A 21,173-nucleotide genomic window follows, 5' to 3' on the forward strand; every position below is an offset into this window, starting at 1 on the left:
CGCGAGCCATGCTCGAACAGCGCATTCCTGTCTCGGCGTTCTCTCTTCGCACGATCCTGATTGAGTCCGAACCGCATGCCATTTCCCGATACCGTACCGTCTCTAAGCCGCGCTCTGGCGGCACGCGGTTATGAAACACCGACCGCCGTGCAGGAAGCCGTTCTGCAGCCAGGCCTTGAGACACGGGATCTCCTCGTTTCCGCGCAGACAGGATCGGGCAAGACGGTTGCTTTCGGTCTCGCCTTTGCCCCGACCCTCATTCCCGAGGGCAGTGAGCGCCTTCCGCCTGCCAACAGCCCGCTTGCTCTGGTGGTTGCACCAACGCGCGAACTGGCCCTGCAGGTGCAGACCGAACTTCAGTGGCTTTATGCCGAGACAGGTGCGCGTATAGTCAGCTGCATTGGCGGCACGGATGCCCGTCGCGAAGCTCGCAACCTGTCGAACGGTGCCCATATCGTTGTGGGGACGCCGGGCCGCCTGTGCGATCATCTGTCACGCGGGGCCCTGAACCTGTCCGATCTGCGCGTGGTCGTGCTGGACGAAGCCGACGAGATGCTCGATCTTGGCTTTCGCGACGAGCTGGAGCAACTTCTGGATGCCGCGCCGGTCGAACGCCGCACGCTGCTTTTCTCGGCGACCATCGCCAAGGAAATCGCCAATCTGGCGCGCCGCTTCCAGAAGAACGCCGAGCGCATCAACACGGTCTCCACGTCCAAGCAGCATGATGACATCACGTATAAATGCGTGCTGACAGCGCCAAATGACATCGGTCGCGGTGTCGTCAACGTTCTGCGTTATTACGAGAGCCCGACCGCCATGCTGTTCTGCAACACCCGCGCCATGGTCGCGCAGGTGCAGGCAGCGCTGGTCGAGCGTGGCTTTGCCTCGGTCGCCATTTCCGGCGAAATGGGCCAGAACGAGCGTTCGCGCGCCATCGAAGCCCTGCGTTCGGGTGTGGCACGCGTTTGCGTGGCCACCGACGTGGCCGCACGTGGCATCGACATTCCGGCGCTCTCACTCGTGATCCATGCCAATATGCCGAGCGAAGCAGCAACATTGCTGCACCGTTCGGGCCGTACGGGCCGTGCAGGCCGCAAGGGCACCTGCGTGGTCATGGTGCCTGTCAGCCAGCGTCGCAAGGCTGAGCGCCTGCTCTCCTTTGCCAAGATCAGCAATGCCGAGTGGGAGAGCGTCCCTTCGGCCGATGCCATCCTTGAGCAGGACGCCAAGCGCCTGATGGAAGACGAGACGCTTTTCGCGCCGTCGCAGGCCAATGAAGATGCGCTGGCATCGCAGCTGGCAAATGCGCATGACGCGCATCAGCTCGCCACGGCCCTCGTGCGCCTCTACAAGAGCCGCCTGCCGAGCGTCGAGTCGATCCGTCCGGTCAGCGTTGACGCCCCTGCCCGTGGCATGCGCGACGATCGTGCACCCCGCGAGTTCACCGGCCGGGTGGACCGTATGGGCGGTGAGTGGTTCAGCCTCGCCATTGGTCGCACCGAGCGTGCCGACCCGAAATGGCTCGTACCCCTCATCTGCCGCCTGGGTGGTGTGACCAAGAGCGAGATCGGTGCGATCCATATCGACACGGATCACACGCTCTTCGAGATTGCTCCTGACAGCGCCGAGCGTTTCCGCTCCTGCGTTGCCGGTGCCGATGCGGATGAAGCCAAGATCGAGCCGGCTTCCGCCCCGACTGGCCCTTCCGCCCCGCCGCGCGGCCCGCGCCGCCCGCGTGAGGGTGGCTTTGCTCCTCGTGGCAAGGGCGGCTTCCGCGGTGGTGACCGTGGCGGCGATCGCGGTGGCGACAGAGGTGAGCGTGGTGGTGACAGGGGCGATCGCGGTGATCGCGGCGACCGTCCTTCATTCCGCAAGGGCAACTCGGTCGGCAACGGCAAGGGCTCGTCGCGCAAGCGCTACTGATCGGATAAGAAGCGTTCGTCCAGGCGGCTGTGCCCCCGGGCGACGGCTCTCGCGATCTGACGGGATTCTGTCCCGCTGCACCCCGCCTTGTGCGGGGTGTTTTGCGTTCAGGGGCCTGATTTTGCACCCATGATTTGAGGTGACTTCGTTGTTGCAATTAAATTGCAACAACATTTACTGACTCCACACCAATAGAGAGAGTCATTCTCAACTTCGATACTTCAATACTGAACAACGTTATTTCTATTGCACCCGCTTCTTTTCCATGCTTGAACAGCGTCACACAGCCTGCGGGGAGTGGCCATGCGCCCCTTCTGCGTGCAGGACAGAAAAAGGAGCCAACCATGCTTAAAGATCCGAAGGTTATCGAGCATCTGAACATCCAGCTCACCAATGAGCTGACGGCCATCAACCAGTATTTCCTTCATGCCCGCACCCTGAATCACTGGGGTGTCACCAAGCTGGGCAAGAAGGAATATGACGAATCCATCGAAGAGATGCGTCATGCCGACTGGCTGATCGAGCGCATCCTGTATCTGGGTGGCCTGCCGAACGTGCAGCGTCTGAACCAGATCCTGGTGGGGGAAAGCGTTGAAGAAATCCTCGCCTGCGATCTCAAGCTGGAAGAAAAGGCGCTGGCCGATCTGCGCGAAGGCATCGCCTATTGCGAAAGCGTGCGCGACTACGTGTCACGTGATCTGCTGATCCGTATTCTCGCCAACGAGGAAGAGCATGAGGATTTCATCGACCGTCAGTTCGATCTGATCAAGCAGGTCGGTATCCAGCGCTACATCACGCTGAACTCTTCGCCGGCTCCCGACCAGACCGCCGAGTAAGACAGAACCGGACACACCTGCCTCGGGCTTGCCCGCACAGGACCCCGGAAACAGAAAAACCCGTCAGCGCAGGCTGGCGGGTTTTTTCATGACCGGCCGGGTGTCCGGCTCCCTATACGCAGATCGACAAGCCTGCCGATATGACGGCCCATCAGCGCAGCCCAGTGCAAGCGCCCTCGCTCAGGCGTAAGCGGCGTTACCAGCACCCTGATCGACCGTGTTGAAGGCTATCGCGGCCTCCTTTCTTTCACGCAGCAGGCTACGCAGGGCGCACACCACGCCGGGCACGCAATTGCCGCACTGGGCCTTGCACCCCTTGGAGGCATAGACCTCCCGCGCGCGCGAGGCACCTCTGTTTACGGCATCAGCGATATCATGATTGGTCAGGGCGTTACACGAACAGACGATCATCAGCCATTCCACTTCAGAACGGCGCGACCCTAACAGCGTTTGAGAATAATTCTCAATGATAAATTGCGAGTGATTCTTAAAAAACATGTCACGGCAGTGCCAGACCCTGCCTGTTCAGCTCAGCAGGCGACCGATCACACGGGCCGTGTAGTCCACCACAGGCACGATCCGCCCGTAATTGAGGCGTGTCGGGCCGATCACTCCAATGGCACCGACAATGCGATTCGTCTCGTTGCGCGCCGGTGCCACGACCATCGATACCCCCGACATGCCAAAAAACCCGCTCTCGGCACCGATATAGATCCGGACACCGTCCGATTCCTGGGCCAGCTGGAGCAGGCGCAGCATCGTTTCCTGCGCCTCCAGACGCTCAAAGAGCATCTGGATGGTCGTGAGTTTCTCGATTTCGGTGATGTCGGTCAGCAGGTTGCCCTGCCCGCGCAGATAGAGCGTGCCATGCTGCTCATCCCACATCGCAAGACCACTCTCGATCACGCTGGTCGCCAGCACATCCAGATCAAAGCGGTTCTGCTGTAAATTCTCCGAGACGCGCTGGCGCAAGGCACTCAGTGTTACATCGCCAAGCAGGGAGTTGAGATAATTGCCCGCCTCGACAAGGGCTGACGGCGGCAGACCCGGTGGCGTTTCGATCACGCGGTTCTCGACCTGACCATCGGCTGCCACAAGGATCACCAAAGCCTTGCCCGGCCCGAGCGCGACGAATTCGATATGCTTGAGGGCACCATCGCCCTTGGGAGCCAGAACCAGACCCGCTGCTGCCGAAAGCCCTGAAAGCATGGAGGAGGCCTCAGCCAGCGTCTCCTGCATGGATCGCCCCTTGAGCGCCAGACGCCCGGCAATCTGGGCGCGCTCCAGTTCATCGAGCGCGCCGAACTGCAACAGGCCATCCACGAACAGTCGCACGCCTTTCTCGGTGGGCAGGCGACCCGCCGAGACATGGGGGCTGAACAGTAATCCGGCCTGGGTCAGCTCCGCCATGACATTGCGTATGGTCGCGGGAGAAAGCGATGGCGTCAGGCGCTGGGCAAGCGTTTTGCTGGCCACGGGATCACCCGTCTCCATGTATTGCTCGACAATCTCGCGCAGCACATTAGCCGACCGGGCATCCATGCCACCCGGCAGGTTTGAAAGATCGATCATGCCCTGCCCCTTTTTCCGACGCGCCAGCTGGCTTCCTGTCACCGTCCCGAGCGACTAGACCTGTCACGACGTGTCCTGTCCATCCGCTTCGGAGTCGTGCCGATGACCCGCCTTGCAGCCTTATATATCCATCCTGTCAAAAGCCTGCACCGGGTTGATATGACGGCACTCGAACTCGACCCCTGGGGGCCGCGTGGCGACCGACGCTGGCTCGTGGTCGCGCCAGACGGCCGCTTCATGACGCAGCGCCAGCATCCGGCCATGGCACGCATCATGACGGCGCTGCACGGTGAGACACTTTACCTGACCGGTAGTGACGGCTCGGCGCTGAGGATTGATCCGCCTGCCCCTCAGGCACCCGCAAAGACAGTGAGCGTCTGGAAAGATCATGCCATTGCGGCACGGGATGCCGGAGACGAGGCTGCGGCGTGGCTGAGCGCCATTCTCGGTACGGCGTGCAGGATCGTGCATATGGCCGACCCGGCCCATGCCAGACCAACCGAGTTTGGCAGTGTGAGCTTTGCAGACGGGTTTCCCCTGCTCGTCACCAACACAGCGTCACTCGAGGACCTCAACGCCCGTCTTGATCAGCCCGTGCCGATGGAGCGTTTCAGGCCCAATATTGTCATCGAGACCGATCAGCCCTGGGCTGAGGATGAATGGCGCTCCATCCGGATCGGTACAGTTGAACTCGACCTTGTCAAACCCTGCAGCCGCTGCATCGTCACCACCATCGATCAGGAGAGCGGGACGATTCCTGTTCCGCGCGAGCCTCTCAAGACCATGACCGGGTTTCGCCACCGTCCCGGTGGGGTCATGTTCGGCCAGAATGCGGTCATCCGCCACGCAGGGACCATCCGCCTTGGGGATGCGGTTGAACTGATCGACTGAGCGGGTCGGCTGGGCACGACGCCGTGCCCGGTCATCCCGACCGCCTGACCGTCGTCGAGGGGCGCATGCCTTACCCGATGCCTTGGGTGATGGCGGTAACAGCATGGGCCCGGTCGGGGCTGACCCGCATGATTCCGCCTTGTCATTCGGCTTTGTCATTCAGGGCCCCAGGCGCTAAAGCTGCACCCGACCGCATCTCTGCGCTTGAAACGAGGAAAACGCTCCATGTCCAGCACCCGCCCTTCAGGCCGCAAGGCCGACGAGAACCGCGTCGTTTCCATCGAGCCGGGTTTCGCCCGCCATGCCGAGGGCTCCGTGCTGATCCGCGTGGGTGGCACCGAGGTTCTTTGTGCAGCCTCGATCGAAAATCGCGTGCCGCCTTTCCTGCGTGGTCAGGGCCAGGGCTGGATTACCGCGGAATACGGCATGCTGCCGCGCGCGACGCATACCCGTGGCAACCGTGAAGCAGCCAAGGGCAAGCAGTCGGGCCGTACGCAGGAAATCCAGCGCCTTATCGGCCGCGCCCTGCGCGCCTGTGTGGACCTGCGTGCTCTGGGTGAGATGACCATCACGCTCGATTGCGACGTGCTCAACGCCGATGGTGGCACGCGCTGCGCCGCCATCACAGGCGCCTGGGTGGCCCTTGCCATTGCTCTCGACAAGCAGATCAAGGCTGGCGTGCTCAAGCGCTCGCCCCTGCGTGCGCAGGTGGCTGCGGTCTCTTGCGGTCTGACCGATGCCGGCGCTGTGCTCGATCTCGATTACATCGAAGACAGCTCAGCCCAGGCCGATACGAATTTCGTTCTGACCAGCGAAGGCGGCATTGTCGAAATTCAGGGCACGGCAGAAGACGCACCGTTCAGCGAAAGCGAATTCGCCTCGCTGATGGCGCTTGCAAAGCTGGGCACGTCGCGCCTGTTCGTTGCCCAGCGCGAGGCGCTTGAGAGCGTGACGAACAGCAGCGCTGCAAACGGAAAAACGGCGTGAACGGCGCGGCGCCTGCCGACATGACCGAGCCCGGCCAGCGGGTTCTCAGGCGGGGCGAGCGCGTTGTGCTCGCCAGCCACAACAAGGGCAAGCTGGCTGAATTCCGGGTTCTGCTGGCCGATAGCGGCATCGAGATCGTCTCGGCGGCGGAGCTCTCCCTACCCGAGCCGGAAGAGACGGCTGACAGTTTTGAGGGCAATGCCGCCATCAAGGCACTCGCCGCAGCGCGCGCCACGGGACTGCCTGCCCTGTCTGATGATTCCGGTTTCTGCGTCAGCGCCCTTGAAGGGCGTCCCGGCGTCTATTCAGCCCGCTGGGCCGGCCCGGGCGGTGACATGCAGGTGGCCATGCAGCGCGTTCATGACGAAATGAACGGCGCGGCCGACCGCTCGGCCTCCTTCGTGGCTGTGCTCTGCGTTGCATGGCCCGATGGTGTCACACGCTTTGCTGAGGGCCGTTGCGAAGGAACGGTCTGCTGGCCGCCACGCGGCGCGCAGGGCCATGGTTACGACCCGATTTTCATTCCCGAAGGTGATTGCCGCAGTTTTGCCGAACTCTCGGCAGAAGAAAAGAACGCGACCAGCCATAGAGGTCGTGCGTTGGCCCGGTTTCTGGAGACCTGCGTCGCGCCCGATGGCGCCTGAATTCCAAAAGGAGTACCCGTCATGAAGAAAGGCTTGTTCCTTTTTCCGGCCTGCGCCCTTGCCTCCTTTGTGGCGGCAGCCCATGCGGCGCCCGTTTTTGATCCGACCGGCTTTGACCTGCGTGAAACAAAGGCCTTCAGCATGTCGGTCCTGCCCGCCACTGCATTAGGGCAGCCCAAGGCCGATGCCCCGTATCGCCTGACGCCGGGCGGCATTGCCCTGAGCAGTGAAGCGCGCAAGCCAACGGCCTATCACGCGCGCCAGCCCCGAACGGAGTTTTCCGAATCCCGTCCCTGGCGTGTGGCCGACGCCGAAGCCATGCTTGATGCGACGATTCATATCGATCGTTTCCCCAAAAGCGGGAATGTCGTTCTGGCCGAACTGACCGCCGATGAGGATGCGACCCCGATCCTGCGCATTCTGGTTGATGGCGACCGTCTGGTGCTGCATGGCCAGGTCGACAATGCGCCAGAGAATGGCGTTGTGCTCGGCACGCTGGACGACACCCACACCGCCCATATCGTGCTTCACACACGCCCTGACGGCATGATGACAGTAGCGGCCAACGGAACGCCCAGCACATTCCGCCTGTCACCTCAGGCGATGGCAATCCCAGTGATGTTCCGCACCGGCGCCCACGCGATCAATGATATTGGCACGACGCCAGACCAGATTGCGGTGACCCTGACAGGGCTGAGCGTTCATCATGGTGCCGCACAATCAGGCCTTCGCTCGTAGGATCACAATCCCGAAGGCGACAAACACGATGCCGGTCAGACGATTGAAAGCCCGTCTGACCGGCCGGCGCGACAGAAAACGCGAGAGCGACTGGCCGCCCAGTCCGTAAAGGGTGAGCCACAACCCGTCCGAAAAAAGATAGGTCACAACCAGTATGCCGAATTGCGGCAGAACAGGCTGATGATGATCAATGAATTGCGGGAAGAAGGCAGCCGCGAAAAGCAGTAATTTGGGATTGCTGATACCGACCAGAAAGCCGGTGCGGTACAGCACCCAGCGGCTCACGGGCGCGGCTTTCCCTGTTTCCGTATCTGGCACCTCCGGCGTATCACTCGCACGCCAGGCCTTGATCCCCAGATAGACCAGATAGGCGGCACCAGCATAACGGATGATGTTGAACAGCCGAGGCATGGCCACAAGAACGGCACCGATACCAATCACTGACAGAACGAGCGCGAGAAGCAACGCGGTAATACAGCCCGCCATGGCGGCAATACTGCGATTGAAGCCGACCTGAACACTGCGACTGAGCGCATGCATCATATTCGGGCCAGGTGTCGCTGAAATGATAAATACCGTGACGACGAACAGCCACCAGGTTTGCAGGGTCATATGAGGCACCGCGAGGAAAGGGTCACGAATTCCTTTGAAGGATAGCGGATAATACTCTCTCGCAAAGGAGAAAGATGTGCCTGCACAAGAGCGCTGCTTTCGCCCTCGATCTCATGAAAAAATAGCAATTTTTTCGTAGTAACGACGGAAAGCGCATGACCCGAAAAGCATCACCATGCGTCGTAAGTGCTGATATTTATATGTAATTTCTCACGATATATCCACATTGATTACTGGCTTTGTCACGATGGATCGCGCTTAGTTCATCGAACTGACAATTGTCGCGCCCATAGATACGCGCCAATATTGAGTTGGGCTTCATTCAACGGCCTTCACGGCAAACAACAAGAGAGCCAAAATCATGCGCGAACTGAACTCAACTGAAATTGAAACTGTCAGCGGAGCCGGTTTCTTCAGCAATTTCGGATTCCAGCTTGGCAGCGCCATCGGCAACATTGTCGATTGGTCCACAAAGGCGATCAGTGGCAAGGCGCCCGTAGCCAGCGCTGTCGCAGGTGCTTCCAACCTCGGCACGGGCATCGGTGAAATTGTCGACTCGATCGCCTCCCACAGCCTCACCGGCGTGCCGCAGGCTGTCCAGACAACCGGTCTCGGGATCACCCAGATCGTTGCTACGGCCGTGGCCAACGCACCGGCCAGCAAGCCTGCCTAAAGTCTGAGCGTTCACTCCCTGCCAGTCTGAAATGCTGGCAGGGAGTGAACCTTTTCTGAGCCCTCCCGTGTTCCCGATTTTTCTTCCGATTGTCGTCTTTTATGACTTCTGACCTCTTCAGGCGCGAAGTCCTTGAAGCCCGGCGACAATCCTGGCTCGGGCGGGTTCAGCTTCTCCAACCCCTTTCCTTCCGACTTGTCGCTCTGGCGACAGTCGCCCTGTGCATCGCGGCAACGCTCTACGCAGCTTTTGGTGTCTATACACGACGCGTGCATGCAACAGGCTATATGGCCCCACCTACCGGGCTGATCACCATTGCAGTCAACACGACGGGGGTTATCTCGGCACAAAAAGCCAGCGAGGGCCAACATGTTCACATGGGCGACGTGCTCTATGTGATCAATATTGAAGCGACATCGAGTTCAGGTCCGACCCAGGCCCGTGTGCTCGATCATCTGCGCGAGCAGGCCGACATCCTGAGGAAGCAGAAAGCCCTGAGGCTGCAGGACGCACCCATCGAGAAAACCTCGATCGCAACGCAGATCCGGTACCTCACGCAGCAGCACGATGAAATCCGGCGTCAGATCGAGAGCGATAACCACGTCTTGCCGATTGTCGAATCGGCGATGAAGCGGATGCAGGCTGCCAAGTCACAGCACATCGTGACCGAAACGCAGTTCCAGAATCAGCTCTACACCTACGCACAGCTACTCAGCAGCCATGCCCAGTTTCTGCAGAATATGAGCGGGATCGAGGGGCAGATTGCTGATCTGACATCAAAGCTTGTGCGCTACGACACCCAGCAGGCGCGTGACCTCAACGACCTTGACAAGGAGATCGCGCGTATCCAGCAGCAGATCGTCGAGAGCGAAGCCCAGAAATCGAGCGTGGTCATCGCACCTGATGACGGCATCCTGACGGCCATACGCAGTAATCTGGGTCAACATGTGCAGGCAGGGCAGACACTGGCCACCCTCCTGCCTACAGGGCACACGCTGGAGGCCATGCTCTTTGTCAACAGCGCCTCGATCGGGTTCCTGCATGAGGGTGAACCAGTCCTGCTGCGTTACGATGCCTTCCCCTATCAGCGCTTCGGGCTTTATCGCGGCAAGGTTCTCGAAGTGACCCGCGCCCCTGTCTCGATCACTGAAGCCAGTCCTGCCCCCACCGCCGCAGGCAAAGGCACCGGGACTGAACGCGGCTCAGACCCGTCTCTCTATCGCATACGGATCCTGCCCGATCAGGATTACGTCAACGCCTATGGAAAACAGATGCCGCTTCAGGCCGGAATGGCCGTGCAGGCCGATATCGCCATCGATACCCGCAGGCTCTATCAGTGGATCTTCGACCCGCTGATCAGTGTCCGTGATGACATCTATATGGTGAGCGGCGGCATGGTGAGTGGCAACAAGGGGACCGGCAACAGGATGACGGGGCGATGAAGACGCTCAAATCCCTCGCCTATGGTTTTCAGCCCCGTACGCCGGTCATTCTGCAGGTTGAAGCCGCCGAGTGCGGCATGGCCTGCCTGGCCATGATCCTTGGGCATTATGGCAACCGCATCGATCTACCGACGCTGAGGCGACGGTTTGCCCTCTCGATCAAGGGCAGCACGCTGCGCGACCTGATGGCCACGGCCGAGCGTGTGGGCCTGACAACGCGCGCCGTGCGTCTGGAACTGGACGAATTATCGGGGCTTCGCCTGCCCTGCATCCTGCACTGGAATATGAACCACTTCGTGGTTCTTACTGCCGTCAACGGCAAACGGGTCACGATCCATGATCCCGCTTTCGGGCGGCGCAGCCTGCCCATCGAGACGGTCTCGCGCGAGTTCACGGGTATCGCGCTTGAGGCGTTCCCCAATGAGAATTTCCGAAAGGAGGATGCCCGGGAGACCCTGCGCCTGCGGGATCTGTTCAGGCATGTCGCCGGACTGCGCTCATCCCTGCTGATGCTGGGAGCATTGTCGCTCGGGCTCGAAGTCATTGCGATCATCATGCCGATGGTATCGCAGGTGATTATCGACGAGGTTGTTGTCACCTCGGATCGCGAGCTGCTGAGCACGATCGCCGCTGGCGTGGCGCTCTTGCTGCTCCTGCAACTCCTCATTGCCTGCGTACGGCAATGGTCCGTGCTTATCATGGGCACCCGGGTAGGGCTTCAGTGGAATACCGGGCTCTTCAACCACCTTTCCCGCCTGCCGCTCGATTATTTTGCCAAACGCCATGTGGGCGATATCCTGTCGCGCTTCAACGCCATCGCCTCGATCCAGAAGACCATGACCACCGATATGGTTCAAACGGTCATGGACGGCCTCATGGCCGTGGGCATGGGCGTGATGTTGTTCATCTATGGCGAGTGGCTGGCTGTCGTGGCGCTGATCGCCGTGACACTGGATGTGACGCTGAGGCTCTTTACCTACCGTCTCTATCGCGAGGCGAATGAAGAGCAGATCGTTTTCGATGCCCGCCAACAAAGTCATTTCATTGAAACGCTACGCGGCATGGCAAGCGTAAAGCTGCTGGGCCTGCGCGAGAGCCGTCGCATCTCATGGCTCAATCTGGTGATCGACAGTATCAATGTCCGGCTTCGCATCCAACGCTACGACCTCATCTATGGCAGGCTGGCTGAGCTGATTTTCGGGGCAGACAGGCTCATCATGATGGTGCTCGGCGCGATGGCCGTCATGAAAGGGGCCATGACTGTTGGCATGCTCGTCGCATTCCTGTCCTACAAAGACCAGTTTGCAGGGCGTATCGGCAGCCTGATCAGCAGCGGCTTCCAGATCCGCATGCTCAGCGTGCAGACAGAACGCCTGTCAGATATCGTCATGACCCCAACGGAGCCGTCCGAGCCTACGACCAGCCTTGCCCCCCGGCCCGACGGGGGCGGCCAGGGAGCTCTTGCCTGCCAGGGCCTCTCCGCCCGCTATGGCGCGCATGATGCCTGGGTCTTTTGCGACATTTCCCTCGATGTCCCTGCCGGACAGATTATTGCGGTCGTGGGGCCGTCGGGCTGCGGCAAGACGACTTTTCTCAAGACGCTCATGGGGCTGATGGAGCCGTCATCAGGCAAGATCACGCTTGATGGCGAGTCGATCGAGGCCCTGACGCTGGAGGGGTATCGTAGCCGCATCGCCGGCGTCCTTCAGGATGACGGCCTCTTTTCAGGGTCGATCGTCGATAATATCAGCGGCTTCAATGAGGAAATCGATCAGGCGTGGCTCAGGGAATGTGCCAGCAGAGCCGCCATATTGCAGGATATCGAGCATATGCCGATGGGGTTCGATACCCTGATCGGCGATATGGGCGCAGGACTTTCCGGTGGACAGAAACAACGCATCATCCTGGCGCGCGCACTCTATCGCAAACCCGATATCCTGTTTCTGGACGAGGCCACCAGCCATCTGGATGAAATGACCGAGGCCCATGTCGCCGCTGCATTGCGCGCCATGAAGGTCACCCAGATTATCGTGGCCCATCGACCGGCGACCATTGCCCATGCCGATCGGATCTATGTTTTCCAGCCAGGTGGCGTACTGCAGGAATATCTCCCCCAAGGCCACAATGCCTCGGCACCTGCTTAAAGTTCGATCCCATCCCCCAAGTTATTCTGCCTTGAGGGCAGAGATGACGCCTTAGCCCTCGAGCGACTGCAACTCGAACAGGCGGCGATAGATCCCCCCTTCACGCCGCACCAGCTCGGCATGCGAGCCATCCTCCTTCAGCGCGCCCTTGCTGAACACGAGGATACGGTCCAGCTCCATGACCGTGGACAACCGGTGCGCCACCACAATCACCGTGCGACCGGCCATCAGGCGATGCATGGCGTCCTGCACCAGAACTTCGGACTCGGAATCGAGGCTGGACGTTGCCTCATCGAAAATCAGCAGGGGGGCGTCAGCCAGAAACGCACGGGCAATCGCCACGCGCTGACGCTCACCGCCCGACAGCTTGACCCCACGCTCACCAACGAGCGTAGCATAGCCTTCCGGCAGACGTTCGATAAACGCACTCGCATTGGCCAGCTGCGCGGCACGCTCGATTTCGGCCTGCGTTGCCCCCGGTCGGGCATAAGCGATATTTTCCGCAAGGGAACGATGGAACAGCATCGGCTCCTGCGGAACGATGGCGATGTGGGCCCGCAATGAGTCCTGTGTGACATCGCGCACATCCACGCCATCGATCAGCACCCTGCCCGTGGTTGTATCATAGAGACGCTGGATGAGCTTGGTGAAGGTCGTTTTGCCCGAACCGCTTGGCCCGACGAGAGCAACACGCGAACCGGGGGTGATCGAGACATCCAGATCACGATAGAGCGGCGTATCCTGACCGGGATACTGGAACGTCACATTATCGAAACGAACGTCACCTTGCGTGAAGGCGGCCTTGCCCGCGCCCTTGTGGTCCTGAACGCCGGGCGCCTGATCAAAAATGGCAACAAGCTCTTCCATCTCGTTGACAGAACGCTGGACCTGGCTGACCTGCTGGCCCAGGTCACGCAGATAGCCCTGCACAAGAAACACCATCGTCAGCACATAGGCCACATCGCCGGGTCCGGCCTTGCCCTGCCACCATTGCCAGACGATCAGCGCTACCAGAAGCATACGCATGACCAGCGAGGCAAAGCCCTGCAGGTTGGCGCTGTTGGTCCCCCTGATCCAGGTGCGCGCCGTGCGCCCGCTCCAGGCACGCAGCACACGGTCCAGCCGGCGTTCCTCGCGATGTTCGGCGCCGAAAGCCTTGACCACGGCATTACAGGTCACGGCATCCGCAATGGCCGCGCCCACTTTCGTATCCCAGCGATTGGCCGCCCGGGCCGAAGGCGCCACGTAGCGCAGCGTCAGCACGACGGAGAGCCAGGTGAACAGCACAACAGAAAGTGCCAGCACGGCCCCCATAAACGGAGAGTGCCATGCCAGAACAAGCGTGGTGCCGGTCAGGACCAGCACCTCCGGAGCGATCAGCAGCAGCAAGGTGTCGTCAAGCGTGTCGATGGCCCACATGCCACGGGTCAGTTTGCGTACGGTGGACCCTGCGAAATTATTGGCGTGCCAGTCGGTCGAAAAGCGCTGCACACGCGCAAAGCCCTGAGACAGGGCGCGCTGCATGATGGCAAGGCTGAGATACGTAATGCCAAGATAGGAGGAACGCCGCCCCAGAAGCCCCACCAGCCCAAGCGCGATCAGCCCACCCACCATGAACAGCGCATCATTGCGCAGGGCCATTTGTGCGGCATCATGAGGGGCACCGCCGGTATGGCTGGAGATATCGGTCACCAGTCGGCCCGACAGGACCGGCATTGCCACGTCGGCAATGGTGGCGAGCGCAATACCGAGCACGGTGCGTGTCAGAAAGGCCGGATGCTCGAGCCATCGGCGCATCACGAAGCGCACGATGTCGACAAAGGCGATATCGCGCGGCCGGGTCGGGTTGTTGTCGGTATTGGACACGAGAGAAAGCTCCTCCGCCAGACGTTTGGCTGGGCGGGCATACTGGTAGTCTGGGGCGGGAAGCGCTTATTGTGGGGCTTCAAACGCCCTTATGCAACATGATGAAATGGTTCTGATGTCTCTTCCCTCGGCCAGAAGGGCCATGACCCTCGCGCAGGCACGTCAATTCATCACGGCACTGGCCGAGGCCAACCCGGATGCCGAGAGTGAACTGGTCTATGACGACGCTTTCTCCCTGCTCGTCGCGGTCGTGCTATCGGCCCAGGCAACCGATAAATCGGTCAACAAGGTGACGGCAGGTCTCTTTGCAGCCGCACCGGATGCAAAGGCCATGGTGGCACTGGGTGAGGAGGGCATTGCGGGCCATATACGCACGATTGGCTTATGGCGTGCGAAGGCGAAAAACGTGCTCAAACTCTCCGAGCAACTTCTGGCGCTGCATGGCGGTGTGGTCCCCTCCGATCGGGCCGCGCTGGAGGCTTTGGCAGGCGTCGGGCGCAAGACCGCGAGCGTGGTGCTGAACGTGATGTTCGGCGAGAGCGCCATGGCCGTGGACACGCATATCTTCCGGCTTGGCAACCGTACCGGTCTGGCGCCTGGCAAGACGACACGCGCCGTTGAAGAAGGGCTGATCAAACGCATCCCGCCTGACATGCTGCGCCCCTCACATCACTGGCTGATCCTGCATGGTCGTTATGTGTGCAAGGCACGCAGCCCCGAATGCGGAATCTGTGTTGCCTACACGCCTTGCCTTTTCCCATTCAAGAACCAGAGCAGAAACGGCTCCAGAAGCAAAGGAGAGACTGCATGAGCACCTATATCGTCTTTACCCGCGAAAAGACGCTCGATCAGAACGAGCTCGACACTTATTTCTCTCTCGTTGCCGAGACATTCGAAGGTCATCCCATCAAGCCGATCGTGGCTTATGGCGCACAGAAATCTCTCGAGGGTGATGAGCCCGAGGGCATAGTCATTGTGGAATTCCCCGACAAGGCGTCGGCGCTGGCTTGGTATGATGGCGATGCCTATCGCAAGGTGCGCGAGCATCGCTTTGCCGGAGCAAAGTATCGCGCCACCCTGGTTGAGGGCGTATAACACCCACGCGGTGCAAGGCTTTCAGGCTGCATTCTGACAGCCTGAGAGAATCTAATTTCCGCTCAGCGCCGGAATGGCCCCCATTGCCTTCAGATCCCATCGGATCTGGAACGGCTCGGTACCCTTGTAGGCACCGACATGTACATGGGGGTTACGCGCGAACCCGTTATTGCTGTCAAGCGCCACGACATCGCCCGCTTTTACATGATCGCCCTTTTTTACCCTAATATCGCCAATATGGGCATAGATCACGTTCATGCCATCTGCTCTGGTGAACATGATGACGCTGGCTGGGGGTTTACCCATTTCGCCGGGACTATTGGTCACCGGATTCATGTGGATATAGGTCACGATTGAGTCGAAAGGCGCATGCACGGTCTTGTGCCAGCCATACCAGTCCTCGTTCTTTTCTCCGAGCCCGCGATAGAGCTTGTTATAGCCGTGCGTGGCATCAGCCGCCCCCCCTACGATCAGGCAATCAGTTCCAAGCGCATCACCCGTACCGAAGAGCTGCCCCACAGGATGCTCCGTACAAGCAAATGGCTCGTGGAAGAGTGGCGCAAGCGTCACCTGATGGATTGGATTTGCAGGCGATGCCTTCTCGCCCAACCCGGGTGGGAGGCCCATCGCCTGTAACTGCTGATGCCAGGCATCGGGTTGCGTTTTATCTACCGGTGCGGCGCGCCCGTTCGACAAGCCGATCAGCAACCCGACCATTATCATGCCAAGACCATTCAACGTGGCCATGATGCCTCTCTCACTCATACAGGTCTCTCTCCCTTTCCAGTCAAAAACAGGCAGTCATTCTGGGACCGGATGAGCAGGCTAGCCCTATACAATACGATATCGCAATGGTTCGACGTGATGCCCCTGGTGCAACGCGACCCGAGGGATAAACCATGGTTTTGTGGATGACATAATGTGAGAAGCTGGACGAAGGGCGTGCGTTCACGTTCCCATGCGGTAAAACGGCTCATCCCGGCATCATCTGCAAAGAGATTTCATGTCCTCCCTCAGCCTCTTCGCGATTCTTCTTACCCTCTGCACCGCGTGCGGCATTCTCAATTACAAGCTGCTGCGCCTGCCCATGACGATTGGCATCCTGCTGATTGCCTTGATCGTGTCGCTTGTGGTCAAGGGGCTGGACATGGCCCTGCCCAGTGTCGATCTGCACACTCTGCCCATGACGCTTCTTGCCTCGGCCGACCTGCCTGGCAATTTGCTGGACGGTGCCTTGTCTTTCCTGCTTTTCGCCGGTGCCCTGCAGGTTGATACACGCCATCTGATGGAGCGGAAATTCTCGGTATTCTTCCTCGCCATCGTGGGAACCATACTGGCGGTGTTCATGCTGGGCGGGGCCATGTACTGGGTCATGGCGCAGGTGGGACTGCCCGTGCCATTCCTGTGGTGCGTGGTGCTGGGGGCCATTCTGGCGCCAACCGACCCGGTTTCGGTGGTGGGCATGTTGCGCCGGCTGGGTCTGCCGGGGCCCATTCAGGCCATTTTTGCCGGAGAAAGCCTGTTCAATGACGGGGTGAGCATCGTGATTTTCGGCCTTGCCATGACACTGGTCACGGGTGAGGCGCATCACCTGACCCTAGTGGATGCTGCCGAAGCTTTCGGAATCGAGGCTGTAGGGGGTGCGGGGCTTGGTTTTGTGGCCGGTCTGATTGCTCTGCTCTGCTTTCGCGCTGCACGCGACAGCCACTTGCAGCTTCTGGTGTCGCTCAGCCTGGCGGCAGGCACATTCAGCCTCGCCCATGCGCTTGGCATGTCAGGCCCGATCGCCGTGGTCGTGGCAGGCCTCTGCCTGGGGAGCGAACGCGCCAAGAGCAGCATGGACGACCATGCGCGTGAGGAACTCAGCAGCTTCTGGACACTCGTTGACGAGATCCTGAACGCACTCCTCTTCCTGATGATCGGCTTTGAGGTGCTGGCCGCCATTCCCAGCCAGCGTGCGCTCGTGGCCCTGCTCCTGGGTATTCCGCTTTCAATTGCAGCGAGGGCGCTCAGCGTGTTTCTCGCCATCCTGCCGATCCATCTTTATGGAGAAGATCGCGGGCGCATGCTGGCCGTGCTGACCTGGGGCGGATTGCGCGGTGGCATTTCTCTGTCGCTCGCGCTCACTTTGCCTGCCGGACCGATGAAGGAGGTTCTTGCCCCGATCTGCTACGGCATCGTGGTCTTCACCATTCTGGTACAGGGATTGAGCATGGAGCGTGTCGCTCTTCATTTCTATCCAAAGAAGAGCTGATGGCTACTCAGCCTTTGCCAGAGGCAGATTGGGTACGCCCCTGAAACCAGGGCGCGGTACCCATAGCCGCGCACCGCGCCATGAGCGGTCTGATATGATCTGCAAGGCTTTCCCCCTGCTCCGATCTGCGCCATCGCGCACCATGACCGCGCCATCGCGCCAGACCGTGAAGCGATCGACATAGATGCCACTTCTGCACGCCGATGGCAGGGGAGCAGCGCTGACCACGAGCGCGTTGCCCGTACACTCGGGAGGTGGGTCTGCTGAACGGAGGCGGGAGAACAGGATGGCGATATTCTGGCCTCCCCGCTCGATATGGCACCGCTCAGCATCGCAATCCGGCGGTTGTGCCGATGATATGACAGACCGGGGCCAAGCCTGAACCCAGGCAGAGAGCGTATGGTTTGAAAGGCTGCCATGCGGCCCCGCAACCCAGGCACTCCCCTGTCGGAAAGCGATGAGACCGGCATCGGGTGAGACGAGCAGCACAGGCGCTGACAGACAGAGCGGTAACGCAACCCCCGTCAGCATGAGAGGCAGCCCCATGAAACGGGCCTTGCCGCGCCAGAGGCACAGGATTGCCAGCCCGGCCATATACAGGACTAGGGCCCAGCAAGGCATATGGGGCACAGCGATGTGAGCCATTGGCCATGCTGCAACATGCGCGGCCAACGACGAAACCAGCCCGATCCCCTGCCCCATGACCCAGAGAGGCGCACCAGCGCCCCCTAATGGCATGAGCAGCAACGCGCACAGCCCTGCGGGCATGATGCAGAATGCCGCTATGGGTACCGCGACAAGATTGGCCATGATGAACCAGGGCTGAAAACTACCAAAGCCCGCCATGACGAGTGGCAGGGTTGCCCCTCCCGCCAACGCACTGGTGAGGGAAAGCAACACGAGATGATGGCCGATGCCGCCCTGATGCCCCTGTTCGGCTCGCCGGACAAACCGCGGCCGCATGGCTTCGTAGCCTGCAATCAGGGCCATGACGGCTGCAAACGACATCTGGAATGACAGATCGAGCACCAGCACCGGAGACGCCATAAGTAGGATCAGTGCCACCAGAGCCAGCGAGCGCATGGAGAGCACACGACGCCCGCTCAGAAGGGCAAGGGTTGCCAGACCCGCCATGCCCAGACTGCGCAAGGCTGGCAGATGGAACCCAGTGAGCGCCACATAGACCACGCCCCCTGCCAGTGCCGCGAAGGCAGCGATTTCCCGACAGGGCAGACGCAGGCCGAGCCACGGCCAAAGGACGAGCCCCATCCGCACAGCCGCAAAGAGGGCGCCCATGACCAGGCCCAAATGCAGCCCCGCTACGGCAAGGATATGGGCCAGCCCCGATGCCGCATAGGCCTGTCTGGTCTGCTGGCTTATCCCCTCGCCGTGCCCGGCCAGCAGGGTGGCGGCAATGGCGGCGCGTTGCCCTTCGAGATGGTACATGATTTCTGCCGTGATCGCGGCGCGCCAGCGCCCCAGCCTGTAGCCCTGCGGTGCCGCGAGGATCTCTGGCACGCCCAGCACCCGACCGGACCCGGCGAGGGCATCGAACCACGCCTCTCTTTGTCGATCGCGCGCACCGGGGTAATCCGGCCAGTCGGGCGGACGCAATACGGCCCGCAGGCGCAGCACCATGCCCGGAACATAGGTCTGGCCCTCATGAGTAAAGAGCAGCAAATCACGCTTGAGCGGGGCCATGCCGATATCGACCCCGCTCTCGAACACGGCGTCCCTGACGCGCAAACGCTGAAGGATCTGGCCCGGCTCTGTGGTCGTGGCGACATCGATCACCCTGCCATGCAACACGACCGCCAGTGAGGGAAGCGCAGGCATGGGGGGCTGCCGCCCTGCCTGCGCCCGCGCCAGTAGAAACCCCGCGCCCGCCATCACCATGACAAAGCCAAGGCTTCTGGCATTGATACGGGACCACCCTGACAGCACTATGCCCAGCCCCGCGAGGACGCAGGCACTGGCGCACCAGAAACCGGGCTCGTAACGGGGCAGGAAATAGATCAGGCATCCTGCGGCCCATGCTACAGCAAGCCAGGCTGCAAGCCCGCGCCCCTGCGAGAGCAGAATGGTCTCAAGAGACCCGGCAAGGCGGGAGAGCGTCACATCCCCCTGCCCCGACAGGGCCACATCCCTCTGCCCCGACAGGGCAAGGCGCACCTGTCAGAGGCACCCTGTCCAGCGCCTTCAGGGGGCGGAGGGAACATGGTCACGATAGTGATCCCAATGACGGACCAGCTCCGCCACGACAGGTGCCCCGACGCGCTCGTTATTGTCGAAAGCGATATTCTGGCCGGGTCCCTCATCGCCCATCGACTGGGTCAGGGAAACGTGTGGGGGCGGCATGGAAGGGTTGGAGCCCGAACGCAGCACCATCACCCGGTCCGGATCGACATAGCCCCATCTTGCCAGCAGGCGCATCTGCTTCTGGTTGGTCTGGCTTTCCTCGTTGGTCATGACGAAAACGCCCTGGTTTTTCGTCCAGAGTTTCACCCAGTCCTGCGCCCAGTCATTGCGTGCCTCGCCATGCCAGTAGCGCAAGGCCCCCAGAGTCTCGCCCATCAGGATCATCGGGGGCTTGCTGGCAGGAAGGCTCGCAGGCCAGGCTGCGCGTCGGCGGGCGATTTCCGGGTCGTCGGCCAATTTGACATCCTTGCTCAGACCATAGGCCCACCGCGCCAGACCCTGATTGAGCGCATAGGCCTTGGTCAACTGCGCGACATCCGTCACCGAGCCATAGTGATTGGGATCTTTCGGCAGGGTGTTCGGGCGATCTGCTCCGATGGCGTAAAGCCCATAGGGCCAGTCCTTGGGAATGGTGCGGTCATCGAGTTCACGCAGGGCATCGCCATCCACCACCCAGCGCGCCCAGGCCACGCTTCCGACCGAGGCCACATTGGGGTTCACGCCGGAAATACCGGTGAAGATCCAGTAGGTCCTTTTCAGATCGAATGCCGGGTCGAGCGCCAGAGCCATGAGTTCCGACGGGCCGGAACGCAGCACAATGCCGTACACCCCGTCGTTATTGCGTCGCAGGATGGGCTCCTTCACGCCACGCACTGGCACTGTCTCGCTCAGATGCTCGCGCTCGACCCAGTCCTGATATTCGCCCGGCGCATCACCTGTATCTGCACCGTTTTCCCAGCCTGCAACAATAATGACGCGCGGTGCGACGGGTGCAGCATGGGCAGACGCCACCCCAAGATCGAGAACGCAGGCGAGAGATGCGAGGCAGGCAGGAAGCAATCGTTTTTTCATATCGGGATCGTTACATCGAATACAGGTTTCTGCAAATACTGTTCGCAGGATACTGCTTTGATCTGGAGCCTGACCCGGCAGACATCTGACCGCGATGCCCCCTGCAAGGCAACCGGCAATCCGCAGCCTTTACGGGGCTTGCCCCGCTGCCCGGTAGGGGCGTGCTCCCCCTGTGCCGGATTTTCACCAGGCAGGTTTTCATAAGGGTGACTGTCCTTTGTCGGGG

Annotated in this window: 19 protein-coding genes; 12 read left to right on the top strand and 7 right to left on the bottom strand. The window is 60.8% G+C overall.

The genetic code is table 11. The annotated features are described in order from the left end of the window. Positions 1 to 75: 75 nt before the first annotated feature. Positions 76 to 1,923 (top strand): DEAD/DEAH box helicase, encoded by a 1,848-nt coding sequence (locus tag P5689_RS05810; RefSeq protein ID WP_023979380.1) that lies wholly within the window; start codon positions 76 to 78, stop codon positions 1,921 to 1,923. A gap of 344 nt (positions 1,924 to 2,267) precedes the next feature. Next, positions 2,268 to 2,759: a bacterioferritin gene (gene bfr, locus P5689_RS05815; RefSeq protein ID WP_023979379.1), complete on the top strand. Its 492-nt coding sequence runs from the start codon at positions 2,268 to 2,270 to the stop codon at positions 2,757 to 2,759. 180 nt (positions 2,760 to 2,939) lie between these two features. On the opposite strand, the gene P5689_RS05820 is transcribed toward bfr, so the two are convergent. Both P5689_RS05820 and hrcA read right to left on the bottom strand, forming a co-directional pair. Next, entirely contained in the window at positions 2,940 to 3,170 is a 231-nt protein-coding gene (locus tag P5689_RS05820) for a (2Fe-2S)-binding protein (RefSeq protein ID WP_285532451.1), read from the bottom strand. Between the two features lie 114 nt (positions 3,171 to 3,284). Next, positions 3,285 to 4,331 carry a heat-inducible transcriptional repressor HrcA gene (hrcA, locus tag P5689_RS05825; RefSeq protein ID WP_285532452.1) on the bottom strand — a complete coding sequence of 349 codons (1,047 nt, stop codon included), beginning with the start codon at positions 4,329 to 4,331 and terminating at the stop codon, positions 3,285 to 3,287. Between the two features lie 102 nt (positions 4,332 to 4,433). Between hrcA and P5689_RS05830 the strand changes: the two genes are divergently transcribed. The 4 genes from P5689_RS05830 to P5689_RS05845 all read left to right on the top strand — a co-directional run bounded on the left by P5689_RS05830 (position 4,434) and on the right by P5689_RS05845 (position 7,591). After that, entirely contained in the window at positions 4,434 to 5,222 is a 789-nt protein-coding gene (locus P5689_RS05830) for an MOSC domain-containing protein (protein ID WP_285532453.1), read from the top strand. 225 nt (positions 5,223 to 5,447) lie between these two features. After that, on the top strand, positions 5,448 to 6,209 hold the full coding sequence (rph, locus tag P5689_RS05835; RefSeq protein ID WP_122040378.1) for a ribonuclease PH: 762 nt from the start codon (positions 5,448 to 5,450) through the stop codon (positions 6,207 to 6,209). A 20-nt stretch (positions 6,210 to 6,229) separates the two neighbouring features. Then, entirely contained in the window at positions 6,230 to 6,853 is a 624-nt protein-coding gene (rdgB, locus tag P5689_RS05840; protein WP_285533848.1) for an RdgB/HAM1 family non-canonical purine NTP pyrophosphatase, read from the top strand. 21 nt (positions 6,854 to 6,874) lie between these two features. After that, the gene (locus P5689_RS05845; protein ID WP_023979373.1) at positions 6,875 to 7,591 is read left to right on the top strand and encodes a hypothetical protein; all 717 of its coding nucleotides are present in this window, start codon (positions 6,875 to 6,877) and stop codon (positions 7,589 to 7,591) included. Here P5689_RS05845 and P5689_RS05850 read toward each other — a convergent pair. Further along, a complete protein-coding gene (locus tag P5689_RS05850; RefSeq protein WP_285532454.1) occupies positions 7,574 to 8,203 on the bottom strand; it encodes a LysE family translocator in 630 nt (209 codons plus the stop codon). The genes P5689_RS05845 and P5689_RS05850 overlap by 18 nt on opposite strands. Positions 8,204 to 8,564: 361 nt before the next feature. Here P5689_RS05850 and P5689_RS05855 point away from each other — a divergent pair, with 361 nt between their 5' ends. From P5689_RS05855 to P5689_RS05865, 3 genes are all read left to right on the top strand, one after another. After that, complete coding sequence (locus tag P5689_RS05855) at positions 8,565 to 8,876, top strand: hypothetical protein (RefSeq protein WP_285532455.1); 312 nt, start codon at positions 8,565 to 8,567, stop codon at positions 8,874 to 8,876. 101 nt (positions 8,877 to 8,977) lie between these two features. Beyond that, a complete protein-coding gene (locus P5689_RS05860) occupies positions 8,978 to 10,318 on the top strand; it encodes an HlyD family efflux transporter periplasmic adaptor subunit (protein ID WP_285532456.1) in 1,341 nt (446 codons plus the stop codon). After that, complete coding sequence (locus tag P5689_RS05865; protein ID WP_023979370.1) at positions 10,315 to 12,462, top strand: peptidase domain-containing ABC transporter; 2,148 nt, start codon at positions 10,315 to 10,317, stop codon at positions 12,460 to 12,462. The genes P5689_RS05860 and P5689_RS05865 overlap by 4 nt, the downstream gene beginning before the upstream one ends. Before the next feature lie 51 nt (positions 12,463 to 12,513). Here P5689_RS05865 and P5689_RS05870 read toward each other — a convergent pair whose 3' ends face one another. After that, on the bottom strand, positions 12,514 to 14,289 hold the full coding sequence (locus tag P5689_RS05870; RefSeq protein WP_408734843.1) for an ABC transporter ATP-binding protein: 1,776 nt from the start codon (positions 14,287 to 14,289) through the stop codon (positions 12,514 to 12,516). A gap of 154 nt (positions 14,290 to 14,443) precedes the next feature. Between P5689_RS05870 and nth the strand changes: the two genes are divergently transcribed. Both nth and P5689_RS05880 read left to right on the top strand, forming a co-directional pair. Next, positions 14,444 to 15,139 (top strand): endonuclease III, encoded by a 696-nt coding sequence (gene nth / locus P5689_RS05875; RefSeq protein ID WP_023979368.1) that lies wholly within the window; start codon positions 14,444 to 14,446, stop codon positions 15,137 to 15,139. Continuing rightward, on the top strand, positions 15,136 to 15,423 hold the full coding sequence (locus P5689_RS05880) for a DUF1330 domain-containing protein (protein WP_023979367.1): 288 nt from the start codon (positions 15,136 to 15,138) through the stop codon (positions 15,421 to 15,423). Before nth ends, P5689_RS05880 begins: the two co-directional genes overlap by 4 nt. Before the next feature lie 51 nt (positions 15,424 to 15,474). On the opposite strand, the gene P5689_RS05885 is transcribed toward P5689_RS05880, so the two are convergent. After that, the gene (locus P5689_RS05885) at positions 15,475 to 16,188 is read right to left on the bottom strand and encodes a M23 family metallopeptidase (RefSeq protein ID WP_051757769.1); all 714 of its coding nucleotides are present in this window, start codon (positions 16,186 to 16,188) and stop codon (positions 15,475 to 15,477) included. 238 nt (positions 16,189 to 16,426) lie between these two features. Here P5689_RS05885 and P5689_RS05890 point away from each other — a divergent pair, with 238 nt between their 5' ends. After that, positions 16,427 to 17,677 (top strand): sodium:proton antiporter, encoded by a 1,251-nt coding sequence (locus P5689_RS05890; protein WP_023979365.1) that lies wholly within the window; start codon positions 16,427 to 16,429, stop codon positions 17,675 to 17,677. A gap of 3 nt (positions 17,678 to 17,680) precedes the next feature. Here P5689_RS05890 and P5689_RS05895 read toward each other — a convergent pair whose 3' ends face one another. Next, positions 17,681 to 19,849 (bottom strand): ComEC/Rec2 family competence protein, encoded by a 2,169-nt coding sequence (locus tag P5689_RS05895; protein ID WP_285532457.1) that lies wholly within the window; start codon positions 19,847 to 19,849, stop codon positions 17,681 to 17,683. A 27-nt stretch (positions 19,850 to 19,876) separates the two neighbouring features. Then, the gene (locus P5689_RS05900; protein ID WP_285532458.1) at positions 19,877 to 20,947 is read right to left on the bottom strand and encodes a purine nucleoside permease; all 1,071 of its coding nucleotides are present in this window, start codon (positions 20,945 to 20,947) and stop codon (positions 19,877 to 19,879) included. Between the last annotated feature and the right edge of the window lie 226 nt (positions 20,948 to 21,173).

Origin of the sequence: Asaia sp. HumB (genome assembly GCF_030263835.1) — a bacterium.
GTDB classification, from domain to species: domain Bacteria; phylum Pseudomonadota; class Alphaproteobacteria; order Acetobacterales; family Acetobacteraceae; genus Asaia; species Asaia bogorensis.